This window comes from Micromonospora halotolerans, from assembly GCF_032108445.1.
Classification (GTDB): Bacteria; Actinomycetota; Actinomycetes; order Mycobacteriales; family Micromonosporaceae; genus Micromonospora; species Micromonospora halotolerans.
In genome coordinates this window covers 5,088,908-5,104,450 of the sequence record NZ_CP134876.1, presented here as the reverse complement: position 1 = coordinate 5,104,450, position 15,543 = coordinate 5,088,908, and the positions used below count along the sequence as shown (strand labels likewise).

At 75.3% G+C, this 15,543-nt stretch carries 14 protein-coding genes; 6 read left to right on the top strand and 8 right to left on the bottom strand.

What is annotated here, in order from left to right; genetic code table 11:
* The first annotated feature begins 47 nt into the window (after nt 1–47).
* On the top strand, nt 48–1,055 hold the full coding sequence (locus RMN56_RS24055) for a LacI family DNA-binding transcriptional regulator (RefSeq protein ID WP_313719811.1): 1,008 nt from the start codon (nt 48–50) through the stop codon (nt 1,053–1,055).
* A gap of 63 nt (nt 1,056–1,118) precedes the next feature.
* On the opposite strand, the gene RMN56_RS24050 is transcribed toward RMN56_RS24055, so the two are convergent.
* The 8 genes from RMN56_RS24050 to RMN56_RS24015 form a co-directional block, all read right to left on the bottom strand.
* A complete protein-coding gene (locus tag RMN56_RS24050) occupies nt 1,119–1,727 on the bottom strand; it encodes a bifunctional 4-hydroxy-2-oxoglutarate aldolase/2-dehydro-3-deoxy-phosphogluconate aldolase (RefSeq protein ID WP_313719810.1) in 609 nt (202 codons plus the stop codon).
* The gene (locus tag RMN56_RS24045) at nt 1,724–2,746 is read right to left on the bottom strand and encodes a sugar kinase (protein ID WP_313719809.1); all 1,023 of its coding nucleotides are present in this window, start codon (nt 2,744–2,746) and stop codon (nt 1,724–1,726) included. Before RMN56_RS24045 ends, RMN56_RS24050 begins: the two co-directional genes overlap by 4 nt.
* A 20-nt stretch (nt 2,747–2,766) precedes the next feature.
* Entirely contained in the window at nt 2,767–3,606 is an 840-nt protein-coding gene (locus RMN56_RS24040; protein ID WP_313719808.1) for a DUF6807 domain-containing protein, read from the bottom strand.
* Complete coding sequence (locus tag RMN56_RS24035; protein ID WP_313719806.1) at nt 3,603–4,211, bottom strand: hypothetical protein; 609 nt, start codon at nt 4,209–4,211, stop codon at nt 3,603–3,605. The genes RMN56_RS24040 and RMN56_RS24035 overlap by 4 nt, the downstream gene beginning before the upstream one ends.
* Nucleotides 4,208–5,077: a carbohydrate ABC transporter permease gene (locus RMN56_RS24030; RefSeq protein WP_313719805.1), complete on the bottom strand. Its 870-nt coding sequence runs from the start codon at nt 5,075–5,077 to the stop codon at nt 4,208–4,210. The genes RMN56_RS24035 and RMN56_RS24030 overlap by 4 nt, the downstream gene beginning before the upstream one ends.
* Nucleotides 5,074–6,054 (bottom strand): carbohydrate ABC transporter permease, encoded by a 981-nt coding sequence (locus RMN56_RS24025; RefSeq protein WP_313719804.1) that lies wholly within the window; start codon nt 6,052–6,054, stop codon nt 5,074–5,076. Before RMN56_RS24025 ends, RMN56_RS24030 begins: the two co-directional genes overlap by 4 nt.
* A gap of 27 nt (nt 6,055–6,081) precedes the next feature.
* The gene (locus RMN56_RS24020) at nt 6,082–7,422 is read right to left on the bottom strand and encodes an ABC transporter substrate-binding protein (RefSeq protein WP_313719802.1); all 1,341 of its coding nucleotides are present in this window, start codon (nt 7,420–7,422) and stop codon (nt 6,082–6,084) included.
* A 97-nt stretch (nt 7,423–7,519) separates the two neighbouring features.
* Nucleotides 7,520–8,566, bottom strand: coding sequence for a LacI family DNA-binding transcriptional regulator (locus RMN56_RS24015; RefSeq protein ID WP_313719801.1), 1,047 nt, complete (start codon nt 8,564–8,566; stop codon nt 7,520–7,522).
* A gap of 240 nt (nt 8,567–8,806) precedes the next feature.
* Between RMN56_RS24015 and RMN56_RS24010 the strand changes: the two genes are divergently transcribed.
* From RMN56_RS24010 to RMN56_RS23990, 5 genes are read left to right on the top strand one after another with little or no spacing between them, the layout of a single operon-like run.
* The gene (locus RMN56_RS24010) at nt 8,807–10,135 is read left to right on the top strand and encodes a Gfo/Idh/MocA family protein (RefSeq protein ID WP_313719800.1); all 1,329 of its coding nucleotides are present in this window, start codon (nt 8,807–8,809) and stop codon (nt 10,133–10,135) included.
* Nucleotides 10,136–10,150: 15 nt separating this feature from the next.
* A complete protein-coding gene (uxaC, locus tag RMN56_RS24005) occupies nt 10,151–11,581 on the top strand; it encodes a glucuronate isomerase (RefSeq protein ID WP_313719799.1) in 1,431 nt (476 codons plus the stop codon).
* Nucleotides 11,578–12,879, top strand: coding sequence for an enolase C-terminal domain-like protein (locus tag RMN56_RS24000; protein ID WP_313719797.1), 1,302 nt, complete (start codon nt 11,578–11,580; stop codon nt 12,877–12,879). The genes uxaC and RMN56_RS24000 overlap by 4 nt, the downstream gene beginning before the upstream one ends.
* Nucleotides 12,870–14,354 (top strand): mannitol dehydrogenase family protein, encoded by a 1,485-nt coding sequence (locus RMN56_RS23995; RefSeq protein WP_313719796.1) that lies wholly within the window; start codon nt 12,870–12,872, stop codon nt 14,352–14,354. The genes RMN56_RS24000 and RMN56_RS23995 overlap by 10 nt, the downstream gene beginning before the upstream one ends.
* Entirely contained in the window at nt 14,351–15,529 is a 1,179-nt protein-coding gene (locus RMN56_RS23990; protein WP_313719795.1) for a Gfo/Idh/MocA family oxidoreductase, read from the top strand. Before RMN56_RS23995 ends, RMN56_RS23990 begins: the two co-directional genes overlap by 4 nt.
* The last annotated feature ends 14 nt before the right edge of the window (nt 15,530–15,543 follow it).

The following is a 15,543-nucleotide window of genomic DNA, read 5'->3' as shown; positions in this document are numbered from 1 at the left end:
GGTGCTGCGGTAGCCTCTCGGCCACCGGGGTGTGCGAGGGGGTGCGCATGGCGACGTTGGCCGATGTCGCCCGCCGGGCGGGCGTCTCGCCCGCGACCGCGTCGCGGGTCATCAACGGCAGCAGCAAGCCGGTCGCCGCCGAGCTGCGCGAGCGGGTGCTGCAAGCCGTCGCCGAGCTGCGGTACGTGCCGAACGCGCACGCCCAGCTCCTGGCCCGGCCGCAGCGCAGCGTGGTCGGCGTGCTGGTGCACGACGTCTCCGACCCGTACTTCGCCGAGGTGACCCGGGGGTTGCAGCGGGTCGCCACCGAGCGGGGGCGGCTGGTCATCATCTGCAACAGCTACCGCGACCCGGAGCGGGAGGTGGAGTACGTCGACCTGCTCCGCGCCCAGCAGGTCGCCGCCATCGTGCTGGCCGGTTCCGGCTACCACGACGCCACGGTCAACGCCCTGCTCGACGAGCGGCTCGCCGCGTACGCGGCCACCGGCGGGCGGGTCGCGGTGATCGGCCGGCACCGGCACCGGGGCGACGCCGTGCTGCCGGCCAACGAGGAGGGTGCCCGCCTGCTCGGCGCGGAGCTGCGCCGGCTCGGCCACCGGGCGGTGGGCGTGCTCGCCGGTCCGCGCTCCCTCACCACCACGAGCGACCGGCTCGCCGGGCTCGCCGCCGGCCTGGGCGAGCCGCTGCCGGAGGCGCGGATCCGGTACGCGGACTTCACCCGCGACGGCGGGTCCCGGGTCGCGGCCGAGCTGCTGGACGCCGCACCGGGGCTGACGGCGATCGTGGCGATGAACGACTCGATGGCCGTCGGCGCGCTGAACCTGCTGCGCGCCCGCGGCGTGCGGGTGCCCGCGGAGGTCTCCGTGGTCGGCTTCGACGACATGCCGATCGCCGCCGACGTGACCCCGGCGCTGACCACGGTCCGGCTGCCGCTGGCCGAGCTGGGCGCCCGCGCCATGACCCTGGCCCTGGACGCGCCCGACGGCCGCGACCGGGTGGAGACCCTCCCGGCCGAACTGGTTCACCGGGACAGCCTCGGCCCGGCCCCGGCCTGACCGGCCGCGACCCGGGCCGACCCGGCTCACGCCGGCTCGACGGCCGGTGCGCGCCCGGCGGGCTCAGCCGGGGCCGGCCGCCAGGGCGGCGAGGCGGGGGATCTGCCGGGGGTCGGACAGCGCCGACCCGACCGCCACCAGCCGCGCCCCGGCGGCCAGGAAGTCGTCCGCGTTGTCGGCGTCGATCCCGCCGGTGGCCACGAACCGCGCCTCGGGCAGCGGCCCGGCGACGGCCCGGAACCAGGCCGGCCCGAGGCTGACCGCGGGGAACGCCTTCAACCAGAGCAGGCCGTGGTCGAGCGCCCGCTGCGCCTCGGTGGGGGTGGCCACCCCGGGCAGGTGCGGGATGCCGTAGCTGACCGCCGCGTCGGCGACGGCGAGGTCCAGCCCGGGGGCCACGGTGAACGCGGCGCCCGCCCCGGCGGCCTGCCGGACCTGGGCGGGGGTGCGGACCGTGCCGGCGCCGACCAGGCGGTCCCGCCGCCGGCCCGCCGCCACCGCGGCGCGCAGCGCCGGGACCGCGTCGGAGGTGCGGATCGGCACCTCCACCACGTCGATGTCGAGGTCCCAGGCCTGCTCCGCGAGCCGGACGGTCTCGTCGGGCGGCAGGTCGCGCACTATCACCATGACCCGCGCGGGCCCGAAGATCGGCTCGAAGTCGTGCCCGTTCATCGCCCGCTCCCTCCTCCGTGGCCGCCCGCATTCTGCTCCCTGCCGGCCCGATCCGGCGCCCACTGCGGTGGACCGGCGGGCTCCGGTGGCACGAGGGTGGCCCACCGCGCGTCGGGCAGCGCCAGCGCACGGGCCGTCCAGTCGGGATCGGGCGGTGGCGCGGTGTCCCCGGCGGCGGCAAGCGCCGGTACCGCGGTGAGGTGCCCGAGCCGCAGGCAGGCCGCCGGGTCGAGGCCGCGCAGCAGGCCGGCCAGGAACCCGGCGGCGAAGGCGTCCCCCGCGCCGACCGGCTCGCGCACCGGCGCCGGCAGCGCCGGCACGAACACCCCCGCCCCGGTACGCGGCAGCGCCGTCGCGCCGACCCCGCCGTCCTTGACCACCACGAGGTCCGGGCCGGGCAGCAGCGCGCGGACGGCGGCCGGCGCGGTGACGCCCCAGAGGGCGGCCGCCTCGTCCAGCCCGACCAGCACCACGTCGGCGCGGTCGGCCAGGTCGCGCAGCACCGGGGCGGCCCGGCGCGCCGGCCAGAGCCGGGGCCGGTGGTTGACGTCGAAGCTGATCCGCGCGGCGGGCAGCGGGCGGGCGGTGAGCGCGTGCGCGACCAGGTCGCGGCAGCTCCGGGAGAGCGCCGGGGTGATCCCGGTGAGGTGCAGCAGCCGCACCCCGGCCAGCCGCGGGTCGTCGAGGGCGCGGGCGGTCAGCCGGGACGCGGCCGAGCCGGCCCGGTGGTAGTGCACCCGGGTGCCGTCCGGGCCGGGGTCCTTCAGGTAGACGCCGGTCGGCGCGGCCGGGTCGACGGCGACCAGGCTGGTGTCCACCCCGGCGGCGGCGACCTCGCGGAGCACCCGGCGGCCGAACGGGTCGTCGCCGACCCGGCTCACCCAGGCGGCCCGGTAGCCGAGCCGGGCCAGTGCCATGGCCACGTTGGACTCGGCGCCGCCCACCCCGACGGCGAGCCGGTCGGCGTCCTCCAGCGGGGTGGGGGCGGCGGGGGCGAGCACCACCATGGTCTCGCCCACGCAGGCCACCTCCGGCCCGGTCACCCCGGCCCCGTCGCGAGCCGGTCGGTCACCGCGGCGCGGTCGAGCCGGCCGTCGGCCACCAGCACCCGGTGCCGGTTGCGCCGGGGCCGCCCGGCCGCGACCACGGCCGGCCGCTCGAAGGCGTACGCGACGCAGACGCCCGGGTACCTGGCGGTCCGCACGAACCAGCGGTCGCCGGGCCCCAGGCCGGTGAAGACCAGGGTGTACGCGCCGTCGCCCGGCCCTGACCCGGTGAGCGCCAGCCACGGCGCGGCCGAGCCGTTGACCGCCTCCTCCCCCTCGGCGTCCCCGGTGAACACCTCGGGCTCGCCGTCGGCCACCGCCCGCCAGAAGAAGCCGCCGTAGCCGGCGCCGCCGGGCCGGCCGTTGGTGGCCGGGCTGCCCAGGTGCACGTCCCGCCCGGTGGCGGCCGTGAGGGTGGCGTCGACGTCGAGCCACCAGGCGTCGGGGCCGGCCGGGGTGGCGGCGAGCCGCCGCCGCTCGCGCAGCAGCGGCCGGCCGGCCGCGTCCCGCCACTCCAGGTCGTGGTCGAGCCGGTCGGCGGCACGGGCGCGCCAGCCGGTGTGGGTGATCACCCCGTGGTCGTCCCGCCAGGTGTAGCCGGCGTCCCGGACGTAGGTGCGCCCGCCCCAGAGGTTGGCGCCGTCGACGTCCTGCACGGCGAGGGAGGCGCCGAGGTGCCAGACGTGGTCGGCGGGCAGCGCGTCGGTGACCGGGGTGCCGGCCCGGGTGCGCACCGGATGCAGGTACGGCCGCCGGCCGTGCCGCGCGTCCAGATCCGGGTGGACCACGTACCGGGCCACCTCGGCGCCGGCCACGACCAGGCACTCGGTCACGGCGCCTCCGGGCGGGTGACCGGGTGGCGGGCGGCGACCGCGTGCAGGGCGGCCAGGGCGTAGCCCGCGAGGATCGGCACGGCGACCGGGGTGACCAGCACGGCGAGCAGCCCGGCCAGGCAGCACACCCCGGTGGCGGCCGCCCAGGTGCCGGGCCGCCGCGCGCAGGTGCCGGCCGCCGCCCGGGCCGCGTCCCGCCAGCCCCGGCCACCGGTGCGCCCGACGGCGACGGCGACCAGGCCCGCGTACCCGAGCAGGGCGGCGGCGACCCCGGCGGTGAGGACCGTGGCGGGCCCGCCGCCGGGGACGCGGCCGCCGGCCAGGGCGAGCAGGTCGGCGCCGAGCGCGCCGGCCACGGCGAGCCCGACGGCGCTGGCCGCCAGCCCGGCGGGGAGCGCGCGGCCGAACCGGGCGAGCGTGGTCCGCACCGGCGGCCAGCTGCCGGTGACGCCCCGGTCGTGCAGCGCGGCGCTGGCCGTGGCGACCGCCGGGGCCAGGGTGAGCAGCGGCAGCGCGGCCAGGGCCACGGCGAAGCCGAGCAGCGCGAGGTCGCTCGCCTCGCGCGCGGTGTCCCGCCAGTCCCGGCGGGCCGGCTCGGCGCTCATCCCTTCAGCCCGCTGGTGTTGATGCCCTCGACCAGCATCCGCTGGAAGGCCAGGAAGAACAGGAACACCGGCAGCAGCGACAGCACCGACATGGCGAACATCGGCCCGACCGCGCTCTGGCTGGTGGAGTCGATGAACAGGGTCAGCGCCACCGGAACCGTGTAGCCGTCCAGGTTGGACAGGAAGACCAGTTGCCGGAAGAAGTCGTTCCAGGTCCAGATGAACGAGAAGATCGCGGTGGTGACCAGCGCGGGCCGGCTCAGCGGCAGGATGACGTGGCGGAAGACCCCGTACGGGGAGGCACCGTCGATCTTGGCGGCCTCGTCCAGCTCGCGCGGGATGCCCCGCATGAACTGCACCATGAGGAAGACGAAGAACGCCTCGGTGGCCAGGAAGTGCGGGATGAGCAGCGGCAGGTACGGCCAGTCCCCGCCGACCAGGCCGAGGCTGCGGAACAGGATGTACTGCGGCACGATCAGCACGTGCCCGGGCAGCAGCAGGGTGCCGATCATGACGGTGAACCAGACCTTGCGCAGCCGGAACCGCAGCCGCCCCAGGGCGTACGCGGCGAGCAGGCAGGACAGCGCGTTGCCGACCACGGTGAGCAGGCTGACCATCGCGCTGTTGAGGAAGAACCGGCCGAAGCCGACGTCGAAGTTCGTCCACCCGTCGGCGTAGTTGCCGGGGGTGAACCGCTCCGGCAGCAGCCCGATGTTGTTGACGATCTCCGCCTGGCTCTTCACCGAGGTGCCGACCATCCAGACGAGCGGGTAGAGCACCACCGCGACGATCACGACCAGCACCAGCAGGCGCACGGCCTGGCGGCTGCCGCCGGGGCGACGGCGGGCGGGAGCGAGGGCGGTCATCGGTCATCTCCGTCGGAGTAGTGCACCCAGAACCGGCCGGTGCCGAAGAAGACGGCCGTGATGAGCGCGATGGCGAGCAGGAACACCCAGGCCATCGCGGAGGCGTAGCCCATCTCCAGGTCGGTGAAGCCGGAGATGTAGAGCTTGAGCGTGTACATGAGGGTGGAGTCGACCGGACCGCCGGTGCCGTTGCTGAGCACGAAGGCCGCGGTGAAGCCCTGGAAGCCGTGGATGGTCTCCAGCACCAGGTTGAAGAAGATCACCGGGGAGAGCATCGGCAGGGTGACCGCCCGGAACCGCCGCCAGGCGCCGGCGCCGTCGACGGCCGCCGCCTCGTACAGCTCGGTGGGGATCTGCTTGAGCCCGGCCAGGAAGATCACCATGGGCGCGCCGAACTGCCAGATCGCCAGCACCATGAGCGTTTCGAGGGCCCAGTCGGGGTCGCTGACCCAGGGCAGCCCCTCGATGCCGAACAGGGCGAGGAACGAGTTGAACGCCCCGTCCCGGTTGAACATGTTCACCCAGACGATGGCCAGGGCGACGCTGCCGCCGAGCAGCGACGGCAGGTAGAACAGGCCGCGGAACAGCCCGACGCCCCGCCAGGTGCGGTTGAGCAGCAGCGCCACGCCGAGCGCGGCGGCCAGCTTGAGCGGCACGGCCACCAGCGCGAAGGTCAGGGTCACCCGGACGGCGTGCCAGTACGACGGGTCGCCGGTGAACATCCGCTCGTAGTTGGCCAGCCCGACCCAGCGCACCTCGGACAGCGGCGTGAGGATGTCGTAGTCGGTGAAGCTCAGCCAGAGCGAGAGCAGCATGGGGATCGCCGTGACGCCCATCAGTCCGATGAGCCAGGGCGAGAGGAAGACGTACCCCGCCAGACCTTCGCCGAGCCGGGCCCGGCCGGCCCCGCGCCGCGTGCGGCGGGGGCCGGTCGGGCCGGTGCGTGCGGTCCGGCCGGGCGCCGTGGTGAGGGCCACGGGCCGGCTCCTTTCCGTCGGGCGTGGTCAGCCGATCGCGGACTTGCAGGCGGCCATGAACTGCTCGGCCGCCTGGGCCGGGGTGGCCCGGCCGTACTGGGCGTTCTCGGCGGCCTTGGTCAGCTCGGATTTCACCTTGCTGTGCCCCTTGATCGGCACCTGCGGCGACTCGCCGAACTTCTGCGCCAGCTCCGACTCGACCTGGATGGACTGCTTCATGGCCGGGTCGGTGGCGGTCTCGCTGACCTTGGCGCGCAGGTCGAGGTTGGACGGCAGGCCGCGGTCGGTGCCGAGCAGGGCGACCGCCTCCGGGTCGTTGTTCAGGAAGTTGATCACGTCGACGGCGACGTCCCGGTGCTTGCTGCCCTTGAACACCGACCAGTACATGGAGGCCCGGGCCCACTGGGCGCTCGGGTCACCCGGGTACGCCACCACGCCCAGCTCGTCCTTGGTGTTCTTCTTCAGGTCCGGCATCTGGTTGGCCCAGACCCAGGAGGTCGCCGCCTTGCCGGTGACCACGAGCTGCTTGGTGATGTCGGTGGCGTTGCCCTCGTGGATCACGTCGGGCGTGGGGGTGGCGCCCCGGTCGCGGGCGCCCTTCCACAGGTCGAACCACTTCGTCACGTCGTCGGCCGTGAAGCCGAGTTCCTTGCCGTCGTAGAGGTCCTTGCCCTGCTGGCGCAGCCAGACCCAGAACGCCTTGTAGTCGGCGCTCGGGTCCTGGGTGCCGGGCACCTTCGTCTTCTTCGCCACCTGCTCGGCCCAGGCGATGTGCTGCTCCCAGGTCATCCCGGTGGTCGGCTCGGGCAGGCCGTGCTTCTGCAACAGGGTCTTGTTGTAGACGAGGCCCTGGGTGTTCTCCCCGGCGGCCACGCCGGCGAGCTTGCCGTCGACCACGCCGTACTGCAGGAGGCTCTTGGGGAACTTCGACACGTCGAGCTTGCCGGAGTCGGTGAAGCTGGTCAGGTCGAGCGTGGTGCTGCGGCCGGCGTACTCGGCGAGGTAGTTGTCGTCGATCTGGAACAGGTCGGGCGGGTTGCCGCCGGCGGTCAGGGTGGCCAGCTTGTCGAAGTAGCCCTGGTTGGCCTGCCAGGTCTTCTCGAAGGTGACCTCGGGATGCTTCTTCGTGTAGAGGGCCAGGGCGTCCTCGGTGAGCTTGGCGCGGGCGTCGCCGCCCCACCAGAAGACGGACAGCTTCACCGGGCCGTCGTCGGCGGCCTCGTCGCCGCCGCAGGCAGCCGCGCCCAGGGCGAGCGGCACGGCCAGCGCGACGGCGGTCAGGCCGCGCAGGAACCGAGGTCGGGTCCGGGGGGTACGGTGATCCCGCCCGGCGGGCACGCCGGCGGTGGGGGACGTTGCGGGGTGCATCTGCGCTCACTCCTCGGCTGTGGGAGGCGACGACGTCACCGGCGGCCGTCCACGGGTCGCCCGGGTCCGCACGGCGATGCGGGCCCGGGCCACCACGTCAGGCCCCGGTGCCGTCCCGGCCGGGCGGTGGGACGGGCCCGGTCGAGTCGCGGACGACCAGTTCGGTCTGGAGCATTACCTGTGCGGTGGTGCGACGGTCGCCGGCCGTTGCGACCCGGCCCCGGGCGCCGCGGGGCGCGTCGGAGTCGTGTTGCAGCAGCATGTCGACGGCCGTCCGGCCGGCGGCCGCGGTCGGCGTGGCCACCGTCGTCAACTTGGGCCGGGTCAGCCGGCTCAGGGCGATGTCGTCGATGCCGACGACGCTGACGTCGGCCGGGACCCGCAGGCCGAGCGCGTCGAGCCCTTCGATCAGCCCGATCGCCATGAGGTCGTTGTAGGCGAGCACGGCGGTGACGCCGCTGCGGCGCACCTGGTCGGCCACGGCGCCGCCGCCGGTCTCGGTGGGGTGGTTGGGGCCGAGCACGGTCAGTTCGGCGCCCCCGGTCCGGGCGGCGGTCCCGGCCGCCCGGCGGATCTCCCGGTTGGTCCACGAGCCGCGCGGGCCGCCGAGCAGCGCGATCCGCCGGTGGCCCAGGCCGAGCAGGTGCTCGACGGCCAGCCGCGCTCCCTGGCCGACGTCCATCATCACGCAGGGCAGGCCGGTGACCTGGCGGTTTATCACCACCACCGGGACCTCCCGGCTGACCTGTTCGATGAGGCTGTTGCTCATCCGGGGGCTGCACAGCAGCACCCCGTCGACCTGCTTGGCCAGGGCGTGGACCAGCTCCTCCTCGGCGGCCTGGTCCTCGTTGGTGTCGGCCACGAAGACGTGGTAGTCGCGGTGCCGCGCCTGCCCCTCGGCCGCCTTGATCAGGGGCGGGAAGAACGGGTTGGCGATGTCGGCGACGATCAGGCCGATGTTGTGCGTACGGCCGGTGATGAGGGCGCGGGCGGCCCGGTTCGGCCGGTAGCCGAGGTCCTCCGCGCAGGCCAGCACCCGGACCCGGGTCTCCGGGTTGACCAGGTGCGGTGCCGAGAACGTGCGGGACACGGTGGAGATGTGCACGCCCGAGGCCCGCGCGACGTCCCGGATGGTGGCTGGCACGGCGGGCTCCCTCGTCCAGTGTGGTGGCGGTCACTCGGGTGCCGCCAATTAATGCAAACGGTTGCTCCCGTGTCAACGGGACTTCGTCACGGATCGATTGCGGCACCGCTCCCAGCACACCCACTTTTCGCCACCAAAGCGGATCTAAGTGGCGGGTTTGCCATCGATCGTTGACGCGGTCTTCGTCGGCGTGGTTTCTTCGGCTGCAAACCTTTGCACTCCTCCGGGGAGGCCGACGCCATGTCACCACCCGCCCGGGAACGGGTCCGGCACGCGCTCGTCGGTGCCGGGGCGCGGGCCGAGATGTTCGTCCGGGCGCTCGCCCTCGACCACGCCGACACCGCCGAGCTGGTCGCCCTCGCCGACGTCAACCAGGCGCGGATGGACGCGCACAACCGCTGGCTGGCCGAGCTGGGCCACCCGCCGGTGCCCACCTACCGGGCCGCCGACTTCGACGCCATGCTGGCCAGAGAGCGGGTCGACGTGGTGCTGGTGACCAGTGTGGACGTCACCCACGACGAGTACGTGACCGCCGCCCTGCGCGCCGGCTGCGACGTGGTCACCGAGAAGCCGATGACCGTCGACGCCCCCCGCTGCCGCCGGATCCTCGACGCTGTGGCCGGGACCGGGCGTTCGGTCACCGTCGCCTTCAACTACCGCTACAACCCGCTGCACGAGCAGGTCCGCCGGCTGCTCGCCGACGGTGCGGTCGGCGAGATCGGCTCGGTGCACTTCGAGTGGCTGCTCGACGTCCGCCACGGCGCCGACTACTTCCGCCGCTGGCACCGGGACAAGGCCGTCTCCGGCGGCCTGCTCGTGCACAAGGCCAGCCACCATTTCGACCTGGTCAACTGGTGGCTGAACGCCCGCCCGGTCGAGGTACACGCGGCCGGCCGGCTGTTCTTCTACGGCGAGTCCGGCCGCCGGCACGGCTACGCCCGCGACTACGACCGGGCGCACGGCTCCCCGGCCGCCGCCGACGACCCGTTCGCGCTGCGGCTGGCCGAGCATCCCCGGCTGCGGGAGCTGTACCTGGACGCCGAGACCGAGGACGGCTACCAGCGCGACCGCAACGTCTTCGGCCCCGGCGTGACCATCGAGGACGACCTCGCCGTGCTGGCCCGCTACTCCACCGGCGCCACGATGACCTACCACCTGACCGCGTACGCCCCCTGGGAGGGCTACCGGGTGATGGTCAACGGCAGCCGGGGCCGGCTCGAACTGGAGGTCACCGAGAGCGACCACGTCTCCCCCGCCGTGGCCGGCGCGCTCAAGGGCGCCGCCCTGCACGGCGACGAGGCGGCGGCCGAGCGCGGCGCGGCCCGCCTCACCCTGCGGCCGTTCTGGGCGCCACCGGTGGACGTCCCCGTCGACGGCTGGACCCGGCAGGGCCACGGCGGCGCGGACGCCCGGATGACCCGGGTGCTGCTCGGCGGCGAGCCCGACCCGCTCGGCCGGGCGGCCACCGCGTACGACGGGGCGCTCGCCCTGCTCACCGGGCTGGCCGCCAACCGCTCGCTGGACACCGGCGCTCCCGTCCGCGTCGCCGACCTGCTCACCCTCCCCTGACCGAGGAGTCACGCCGTGCCGACCGTCCCCCGCAGCGACCTGCTGCTGCCCGCCGAACCCGGCCAGCGGGCCCTGGCCCGCGAGTTGTACGCCCTGGCGGCCGAGCAGCCGATCATCTCCCCCCACGGCCACGTCGACCCGGGCCTACTGGCCGAGGACCGCCCGTTCCCCGACCCGGCCCGGCTGCTCATCGTGCCCGACCACTACCTCACCCGGATGCTGCTCAGCCAGGGGGTGCCGCCCGCCGACCTCGGCGTGCCCAGCGTCGACGGCAGCCCGGTGGAGACCGACGGTCGGACCATCTGGCGCCGCTTCGCCGCGCACTGGCACCTGTTCCGCGGCACCCCGTCCCGGCTCTGGCTGGAGCAGACCTTCCGCGACGTGTTCGGGGTGACCACCGCCCTCTCCCCGGCGACCGCCGACGCGGTCTACGACGAGCTGGCCGCGCGCCTCGCCGAGCCGGAGTTCCGGCCCCGGGCGCTGTTCGAACGCTTCGGCATCGAGGTGCTCGCCACCACCGAGTCGCCCCTGGACGACCTCGGCCGGCACGCCAAGCTCGCCGCCGACGGCTGGGGCGGACCGGGCGGGCGGGTGGTCACCACGTTCCGCCCGGACGACGTGGTGGACATGGAGTTCGGCAACTGGTCGGCCAACGTGGACCGGCTCGCCGAGGTGTCCGGCGAGGACACCGGCACGTACGCGGGCTACCTGGCCGCGCTGCGGCGGCGGCGGGAGGCTTTCATCGCGGCCGGCGCCACCTCGTCGGACCACGGGCACCCGACCGCCCGTACCCACGCCCTGGAGCCGGCGGAGGCGGCGGCGCTCTACGACCGGGGCCGGCGCGGGCGGGCCGACGCCGCCGACGCCGAGGCGTTCCGGGCGCACATGCTGCTGGAGTTCGCCCGGATGTCGCTGGACGACGGCCTGGTGCTGCAGCTGCACCCGGGCGCCGTGCGCAACCACAACCGCTGGCTGCACGCCCGCCACGGCCGGGACGTCGGCGGCGACGTGCCGCAGGCCACCGACTACGTGCACGGCCTCGCCCCGCTGCTCGACGCGCACGGCAACGACCCGCGGCTGCGGGTGGTGCTCTACACCCTGGACGAGGACACCTTCACCCGGGAGCTGGCCCCGCTCGCCGGCGGCTACGCGGCCCTGTACCTGGGCGCGCCCTGGTGGTTCCTCGACTCACCCGAGGTGCTGCGCCGGTTCCGGGAGGCGGTCACCGAGACCGCCGGCTTCTACAACACCGCCGGGTTCGTCGACGACACCCGCGCGTTCTGTTCCATCCCGGTCCGCCACGACGTGGCCCGCCGGGTCGACGCCGGCTTCCTGGCCCGCCTCGTCGCCGAGCACCGGCTACCCGCCGACGAGGCCGCCGAGACCATCGTGGACCTGGCGTACCGGCTGCCGAAGCGGGTCTTCAAGTTCGGAGGGGAATCATGACCACCATCACCGACGTCCACGTGCACGACGTGCGGTTCCCCACGGCCGCCAGCGGGGACGGCTCGGACGCGATCAACCGGGGCGACTACTCGGCCACCTACGTCGAGCTGGCCACCGACGGCGGCCCCACCGGCGCCGGATTCACCTTCACCAACGGCCGGGGCAACGAGATCACCTGCGCGGCCGTGCGGGCCCTGGCCCACCACGTGCGCGGCCGGACCGTCGCGGAGATCGCCGCCGAGCCGGTGGCGTTCTGGCGCTCGCTCACCGCCGACGTGCAGCTGCGCTGGCTCGGCCCGGAGAAGGGCGTCATCCACATGGCGACCGGCGCGCTGGTCAACGCCGTCTGGGACCTGCGCGCCAAGCTGGCCGGCAAGCCGATGTGGCGGTACCTCGCCGAGCTGCCCACCGACGACCTGGTGGCCACCGTCGACTTCCACCACATCACCGACGCGCTCACCCCCGACGAGGCGGCGGCCATCCTGGACAAGGGGCGCGACGGGCTGGCCGACCGGCTCGCCGCGCTGGAGCGGGACGGCTTCCCCTCGTACACCACATCGGTCGGCTGGCTCGGCTACCCGGACGACAAGGTGCGGGCGCTGACCCGCGCCGCGTACGCCGACGGCTGGCGGGCCATGAAGATGAAGGTCGGCGGCCCGCTCGACGACGACCTCCGCCGGGCCCGCGCCATCCGCGCCGAGATCGGCCCGGACGCGCTGCTCATGATGGACGCCAACCAGGTCTGGGACGTGGACGAGGCGATCACCGCGATGACCGCGCTGGCCGAGGTCGACCCGTACTGGATCGAGGAGCCGACGCACGCCGACGACGTGCTCGGCCACGCCCGGATCGCCCGTGCCGTCACCGAGCTGACCGGCGGCCGGTGCCGGGTCGCCACCGGCGAGGTGGCCGCCAACCGGGTGATCTTCAAGCAGCTGCTCCAGGCCGACGCGATCGGTGTCATGCAGGTCGACGCCTGCCGGGTCGGCGGGGTCGACGAGGTCCTGGCCGAGCTGCTCATGGCGGCGAAGTTCGGTGTGCCGGTCTGCCCGCACGCCGGCGGCGTCGGCCTCTGCGAGTACGTCCAGCACCTGGCGATCTTCGACTTCCTCCGGGTCGGCGCCAGCCTGGACGGGCGGATGATCGAGTACGTGGACCACCTGCACGAGTACTTCACCGACCCGGTGCGCACCCGCGGCGGCCGCTACCTGCTGCCCACCGCCCCCGGCTACAGCAGCACCATGAGAGCCGAGTCGATCGCCGAGTTCCGCTTCCCGGACGGCCCGGCATGGCGGTGACCACCGACCGCCTCGGCCTGGCCACCCTGCGCCGGTTGCCCGTCGAGTGCCGGCCGCTGCTGCGCCCCGGCACCGTCCCGGCGGGCATCGTCCACCTCGGGCTGGGCGCGTTCCACCGCGCCCACCAGGCCGTGCACACCGAGGCGGCGGTCGGCGCGGCCGGCGGAGACTGGGGCATCGTCGGGGTCGCCCCGCGCAGCACCGCCGTGGTCGACGCGCTCGCCGAGCAGGACGCCCTGTTCAGCGTCACCACCCTCGCCCCGGAGGGCGCCGCCACCCGGGTGGTCGGCGCGCTGGCCGGCGTACGCCACGCGCCCGCCGACCCGGCCGCCGTGGTGCGCCTGCTCGCCGACCCGGCGATCCGGGTGGTGACGCTGACCGTGACCGAGAAGGCGTACCAGCTCGACCCGGTGACCGGTGCGCTGCGCGCCGACCCGGACCTCCTGGCCGACCTCACCACCGACCGGCCCCCGCGCACCGTGCCGGGGCTGCTGGTCCGCGGGCTGCTCGCCCGGGCCGCCGCCGACGCCGGCCCGGTCGCGCTGGTCAGCTGCGACAACCTGCCGGCCAACGGCCGCCGGCTGCGCGGCCTGGTCACCCAGGCGCTCGCGCTGGCCCGGGTGCCCGACGGGCCGGCCGGCTGGATCGAACGGCAGGTCACCTTCCCCGGCACGATGGTCGACCGGATCGTGCCGGCGCCCACCCCGGACACCTTGGACACGGCCCGGCGGGCGCTCGGGGTGACCGACCTGGCGGCGGTGGCCGCCGAGCCGTACTCCCAGTGGGTGGTCGAGGACGACTTCCCCGGCGGGCGGCCGGCCTGGGAACGGGCCGGGGCGGTGCTCACCGGCGACGCCGGCCCGTGGGAGCGGCTGAAGCTGCGCACCCTCAACGGGGTGCACTCGGCGACGGCGTACCTGGGCGCCCTGGCCGGCGCGGAGACCGTCGCCGAGACCCTGACGCTGCCGCGGCTGGACGCCGTGCTGCGCCGGCTGGTCGCCGAGGACGTGGCGGCCAGCTTCGCCCCGCCGCCCGGCGTCTCCGTGCCGGCGTACGGGGAGGAGGTGCTGGCCCGGTTCGCCAACCCGGCGATCCGGCACCGCACGCTGCAGATCGCCATGGACGGCTCGCAGAAGCTGCCGCAGCGGGTGCTGCACACCATCGCCGACCTGCGCGCCGCCGGCCGCCCGGCCCGCTGGGGCGCCCTGGTGGTCGCGGCGTGGCTGCGCTTCCTGGGCGGGCACGCCGACGACGGCCGGCCGCTGCCGCTGGACGACCCGCTCGCCGACCGGATCCGGGCCGCCCTCGCCGCCGCACCGGGAACCCCGGCCGGCACGGTCGACGCGCTCTTCGCGCTGCGCGAGGTCTTCCCCGCCGACCTGGCCGCCGACGACGAGGTCCGGGCCGACGTGACCGGCTGGCTGACCGCGCTGCAACGGCACGGCGTCCGGGCCACCCTGGCCGGTGCGGCATGACGCCGCCGCGGGTGGCGCTCGTCGGGGCGAACGGGCACGGCCGCTGGCACCGGCGGGCCATCGCCCCGCTGCACGCCGCCGGCCGGGCGCGCCTGGTCGGCCTGGTCGACCTCCACCCGCTGGAGGACGAACCGGCGGCCCCCGTCCCGCCCGGGGCGGGGATCTTCACCGACCACCGGGCCATGCTGGCCGCCGTCCGGCCCGACGTCGTGGTGGTCTGCACCCCGCCGCACACCCACCTGCCGATCGCCCTCGACGCGCTCGCCGCCGGGGCGGACCTGCTGCTGGAGAAGCCGCCGGTGCTCGACCTGACCGAACACCGGCGGCTCGCCGCGGCCGCGCGGGACGCCGGCCGGGCCGTGCAGGTCGGCTTCCAGGCGCTCGGCTCGGCGGCCCTGGCCGAGCTGACCGCCGCCCTCGCGGCCGGGCGGCTCGGCACGGTCACCGCCGTCGCCACCGTGGCCGCCTGGCAACGGCCCGACGCCTACTACGCCCGCTCCCCGTGGGCCGGCCGGCGGAGCCTCGACGGGCGGCCCGCGCTCGACGGGGCGCTGGCCAACCCCCTGGCGCACGCGGTGATGCAGTGCCTGGCCGTCGCCGAGGCGGTGACCGGAGCGCCGGTCCGGCCGGCCCGGATCGAGGTGGAGCGCTACCGGGTACGGCCCATCGAGGTGGACGACACGGCCGTGCTGCGGGTGACGCCGCGGACCGGACCGCCGGTGCTGGCCGCGGTCACCCTGGCCGGCGAGGAGTACATCGCCGGCGAGGTGCACGTCACCGGCGACCGGGACCGGGCCGTCCTGGAGTACCCGACCGACCGGCTCCGGTTGCCCGGCGACCCGGCGCTGCGCGAGGTGCCCGGCCGGCGCGGGCTGCTGGAGAACCTGCTCGACCACCGGGCCGCCGGCACCCCGCTGATCGCGCCGCTGGCGCGTACCGCGCCGTTCACGGCGATCGTGGCGGCGCTGCGGGACGCGCCGGAGCCGACCCTGCTCGACGGCGCGCTGGTGCGCACCGAGGGTGACGGACCGCGGCGGGTGCGGGTGATCCGCGGCGTCGACGCGGTGCTGCGCCGGGCCGCCGAGTCCGGCGCGCTGCCGTCGGAGTCGGGGGTGCCGTGGGCGGTCCCGCCGTACCGGATCGAGCTGCCCGACGGGGAGGCGCCGCAACGGTAGTGCAAACCCCGGCC

Coding starts and splice junctions, on each gene's coding strand:
- RMN56_RS24055 (WP_313719811.1), top strand. CDS start 48: ATGGCGACGTTGGCCGATGTCGCCCGCCGGGCGGGCGTCTCGCCCGCG.
- RMN56_RS24050 (WP_313719810.1), bottom strand. CDS start 1,727: ATGAACGGGCACGACTTCGAGCCGATCTTCGGGCCCGCGCGGGTCATG.
- RMN56_RS24035 (WP_313719806.1), bottom strand. CDS start 4,211: ATGAGCGCCGAGCCGGCCCGCCGGGACTGGCGGGACACCGCGCGCGAG.
- RMN56_RS24030 (WP_313719805.1), bottom strand. CDS start 5,077: ATGACCGCCCTCGCTCCCGCCCGCCGTCGCCCCGGCGGCAGCCGCCAG.
- RMN56_RS24020 (WP_313719802.1), bottom strand. CDS start 7,422: ATGCACCCCGCAACGTCCCCCACCGCCGGCGTGCCCGCCGGGCGGGAT.
- RMN56_RS24010 (WP_313719800.1), top strand. CDS start 8,807: ATGTCACCACCCGCCCGGGAACGGGTCCGGCACGCGCTCGTCGGTGCC.
- RMN56_RS24000 (WP_313719797.1), top strand. CDS start 11,578: ATGACCACCATCACCGACGTCCACGTGCACGACGTGCGGTTCCCCACG.
- RMN56_RS23995 (WP_313719796.1), top strand. CDS start 12,870: ATGGCGGTGACCACCGACCGCCTCGGCCTGGCCACCCTGCGCCGGTTG.
- RMN56_RS23990 (WP_313719795.1), top strand. CDS start 14,351: ATGACGCCGCCGCGGGTGGCGCTCGTCGGGGCGAACGGGCACGGCCGC.